Annotated in this window: 5 protein-coding genes; 1 reads left to right on the top strand and 4 read right to left on the bottom strand. The window is 31.9% G+C overall.

Annotation, left to right across the window (positions count from 1 at the left end; genetic code table 11):
• Positions 1 to 328, top strand: a 328-nt coding sequence (locus QZZ53_RS16960) for a transposase (protein WP_296386924.1), incomplete at its 5' end; no start/stop codon positions are given.
• 97 nt (positions 329 to 425) lie between these two features.
• Here the strand turns inward: QZZ53_RS16960 and QZZ53_RS16955 are convergent.
• The 4 genes from QZZ53_RS16955 to QZZ53_RS16940 form a co-directional block, all read right to left on the bottom strand.
• Entirely contained in the window at positions 426 to 1,523 is a 1,098-nt protein-coding gene (locus QZZ53_RS16955) for a nickel-binding protein (RefSeq protein ID WP_296386922.1), read from the bottom strand.
• A gap of 79 nt (positions 1,524 to 1,602) precedes the next feature.
• Positions 1,603 to 1,980 carry a DUF4242 domain-containing protein gene (locus tag QZZ53_RS16950; RefSeq protein ID WP_296386920.1) on the bottom strand — a complete coding sequence of 126 codons (378 nt, stop codon included), beginning with the start codon at positions 1,978 to 1,980 and terminating at the stop codon, positions 1,603 to 1,605.
• 258 nt (positions 1,981 to 2,238) lie between these two features.
• Entirely contained in the window at positions 2,239 to 2,838 is a 600-nt protein-coding gene (locus tag QZZ53_RS16945) for a hypothetical protein (RefSeq protein WP_296386918.1), read from the bottom strand.
• 272 nt (positions 2,839 to 3,110) lie between these two features.
• The gene (locus tag QZZ53_RS16940; RefSeq protein WP_296386917.1) at positions 3,111 to 3,605 is read right to left on the bottom strand and encodes a hypothetical protein; all 495 of its coding nucleotides are present in this window, start codon (positions 3,603 to 3,605) and stop codon (positions 3,111 to 3,113) included.
• Between the last annotated feature and the right edge of the window lie 234 nt (positions 3,606 to 3,839).

Below are 3,839 nucleotides of genomic sequence, written 5' to 3'. Positions count from 1 at the left end.
TGGATTTAAGAAGTTTGAGACCGCATCTCAGTTATGCAGCTATGTTGGCATTACACCAACAATTCGTAAATCTGGAAGCAGCGTTAGAGGACGCAGTAGAATAAGTAAAGTAGGAAATAAGAAATTGAGGAATTTATTGTTTTTATGTTCTTTTTCGGCATGTAAACATAATAAAGCTTGTAGAGAAATTTATGAACGATTGGTTGCCAAAGGAAAGAGTAAGAAACTGGCATTAATAGCAGTAGGAAACAAGTTATTAAAACAGGCATTTGCTATTGCTAAAAGTGGACGACCTTATGATGAAAACTTTGTTTCAAGATTAGCTTAAAATTGCTTGTTTTTTAACTCAGTTCTTTGTTACCTGCTGGCTTTTCCTTTCAACACTATTGTTAGATTCAGAAATCACAAACTTTGGCTATTTTAACTTATGGCAATTGTGACTTAATATAGTTCGATGGTAATATTCCATATACCTCATTAAAACATTTTGAAAAATAAGTTGGACTACTGAATCCTGTTTGATAGGCAATTTCAGAAATATTTGACGTTTGTTTATTCAATAAATCGAGCGCTTTATTCAATCTAAAACCCTTTATAAAACTGTTTGGTGACTTACCTATAATTGGCATCATAGTTCTATATAGTTTTGATTTACTAAAACCTAAATTCTTATTAAAATTTGTGGCACTTATATTCGAATTTGTCCATACACTTTCAGTATAGTCAAATAAGCGAATTACAAATTCCATTTCAGCACTATTTAATGGTTTAATACCTTTAATATTAATTGGATTATTTTGATTTTCACTTTCGTATAGATCTTTGACTTCTGGTGTTAATATTATGTTCCCGTTAGTAACATAAGTCAAATATTCCGCTTTTTTTACAGTATCCTCAAAAATACTTTCTCTATTTGTTACTGGGTTTCCTGCACTTATTCCTACTTTAAACTCTAAATCAGGTGTTATTACACAATTATGCAATTCTTGAATTTTAATAGCACTTTCAACAGCATTTGTAGCAGAAGTAAATGACATTAAAAATGAACTTATTTCCTGCTTTACCATACGTCCTTTGTGCTTACTAATAATATTGATTACTGACTTTTTATAACCACGAATAGCAGCATTTAATGTTCCAATATTTTCAGTTCTCAGTATTTTCTTTTTTAAATGAATAACCATCAATATTCTAAATGCAGAATCATTAATGATATTTAGTTCGGTATCTTGAGTGTTTTCAGGGTCTTCTATACGACCTAAAAAGGATTCAACTAAAGTGTCATTGACTTCGATTATACGTTGTGGAACGGCACCATGCGATTGTTCATGAAGTTCTTTTATTGCTTGTTCATTAGGTGCTTCTATTAAACAAAATCCCGTTCGTCTCCTTTCATCACACCAATAGGTTAATCCACGACAATTGTATTTGTGTTCAATTTTTAAATCTGCTTGATGCATTTCTGCTATATCCTTAGCAGTTACTCCATCTGGCAAATCATGAAAATCCATATATATTGGCATGCTATAATTTTTTAGGTAAGATACTAATTAAAAAAAATAAGAAGCTGTCATTTATAAACAGACAACTTCTTATTTGTTATTATTGCTCAGCTGTAGCTGGACTAATTACAGTTGCCACTTCACTTATAGCGTTTGCTGGAAAACCGCCTTTGCTAGCATGTTCCTCAATGAGTGCTTTGTTTTCTGCCTTATAAACACAGTACACTTTATCTCCAGTAACATAACTATGTTGCCATTCGATTTTTGGTCCCATTTCTTTTAAGACGGAACATGATGTTTGAGAGATTCCTTTTAGTTGTTCGGCTGTTAAGTCTCCTGCTCCTGGTAAAATACGTTCAATTACATAAGTTTTCATAGTGTCATTGTTTTTAATTGTTGTTTGATTTTCTTTTTGTTGTGCTTGTGTGTAATTGAGAGTACACACAACTAGGACTAAAACTAATTTGATTATTTTCATTATAAATGTTTTAATTATTAATAATTCAAAACTAAAACAGTTTATAATCAATCAATTATGCTTTTAGTCCAAAAAATCACAATTTTGGTTCAATGATTTTTTGGCTTGCAGGTAACGTATTGGTGTATGATCTCGTTGCGTTGTTTAAGCACTAAAGTTAGCAAATAAAACACAGATAGAAAGTCCGCTAGGACTTTCGCAAGTAGGCACTAACTAGCAATGAATTATACACGTTGTTACCTGCTGGCTTTATTCAATTCAGTTTATTTTATAAATCATTTCATAGTCGTGTGCTGTCACGAACATTGGATAATCACTCCATTTTTTTCCGCTTTCTTTAGCGCTTTTATATGTTTTCCTAAAAAGTTCTTGCAAACGTAAAATAACTAATAATTCCGCAACTTCATAAGCTTGCTCAATTTCAGGAATGTCGAATTTTTGATTTTTATAAACATCTTCGTAGACTTTTTGAAGGTTTTCAAATCCAGTTATTGTCAAGTCTTTATTCGTGCTATGTTCATAATCCGCTAACCATTCATAATCTTCTTTTCCGATTTCGCTAAACGAAAACAAGTCTATAAACCATCTGTCATAATTTATAGTAAATCCGTTCATTTCACAGTAAAAGGCTTTCAGCTTTTTTGTAAAACTAAAAGTGTATTTCAGTTTTGCACTTGAATAGAAATTGGAAATAAATTCGCTTAATTCAGATTCCAAATGCAGAAGATTCATTCCAATCAGTTGGTGAAATTCCGTTTCAGAAATCTTGCTCAATTCCGATTCCGCAATTTGTATCGCAGAATCCAAATCATTCCGTTTTACATATTCGTTAAGTTTATCTTCTAAATCGAAGTTCATAGGTTTGTTTAGCTTGCAGGTAACGGTTACGTATATGAAATGTTGCGTGTTTGAGTGCGAGGATTTTCCGAAGGAAAATCGGATGCAAGCAAACAAAGCAACTCACATTGGGTAAGCACAAAATAGCAATTTTTTATATACAATGTTACCACACGTTTTTTTATTTCACGTTCCAAAGGTCAGTCGCACGCAACAGTTACGCTTTGCTTTGGTCAGATTATTAATTTTAAAATCAAATATTATGTCAAAATTTAAGTCCGATATTGATGAAATCATGTTTTATCAGAAGGGAACAATATTGGTATTAGTAATTTTATTAATTCTAAAATTGCTAAACCTATTCCTATGAAAAATCCAATTCTCGCAAACCATTTTGTTTTAGGATATTCCTCTAACATTTTTTCCGCTAAATTTAGGTCAACTTTGGTTTTTCGTAATTCAAGTTTTTCTCGTTTTTCTTGTTTTTTTAAGTCCGCATATAGTTTCTTAAAACCACCAAGAGTTTTGAATTGCGGAGTGTATTCATTTACACGAACATTTATCATATCCATACTTGAGATGCAATCACAGACATTGTACTTGTTAAGAACGTATAAATACCTTTTAAATTCAGTAACAGTATTATATGTAACATCTATTTCCAAACCATCTGGCACTTTAATTATTCCAGCTTCTACAAGGTCGTCTGGTGTCAAAGCGTATCGGATGATAACCTCATTAACCATCCAATCTAATGGCTCTATATCTTCCTTTGTAAAGTCTATCATTTTGTTTGTTTCTCAAATGTGTGGTAACGTTGTTGTGTATGGTTAGTTGCGTGGTTAAGCAACTAATTTAGCAAATAAATCACAGATAGAATATTCCGCAGGAATGTTCGTAAGTCGGCAGTGACCAAGCAATTAATTATACACGGCTTAAGTTTGTCATTGATTACATTTAACTAATAAAAAGAAAGAACAAAAGAGAGAAATAAGATTAGTATACACGGTGAAGCATTAGAC

The sequence above is a fragment of the Winogradskyella sp. genome (assembly GCF_016744625.1).
Taxonomy (GTDB): Bacteria; Bacteroidota; Bacteroidia; order Flavobacteriales; family Flavobacteriaceae; genus Winogradskyella.
This window is presented reverse-complemented; position numbering and strand designations above follow the sequence as displayed.

Bases quoted from the DNA above. Each gene is read 5' to 3' on its own strand.
- QZZ53_RS16955 (WP_296386922.1), bottom strand. From the start codon at position 1,523: ATGCCAATATATATGGATTTTCATGATTTGCCAGATGGAGTAACTGCT.
- QZZ53_RS16940 (WP_296386917.1), bottom strand. From the start codon at position 3,605: ATGATAGACTTTACAAAGGAAGATATAGAGCCATTAGATTGGATGGTT.
- QZZ53_RS16950 (WP_296386920.1), bottom strand. From the start codon at position 1,980: ATGAAAATAATCAAATTAGTTTTAGTCCTAGTTGTGTGTACTCTCAAT.
- QZZ53_RS16945 (WP_296386918.1), bottom strand. From the start codon at position 2,838: ATGAACTTCGATTTAGAAGATAAACTTAACGAATATGTAAAACGGAAT.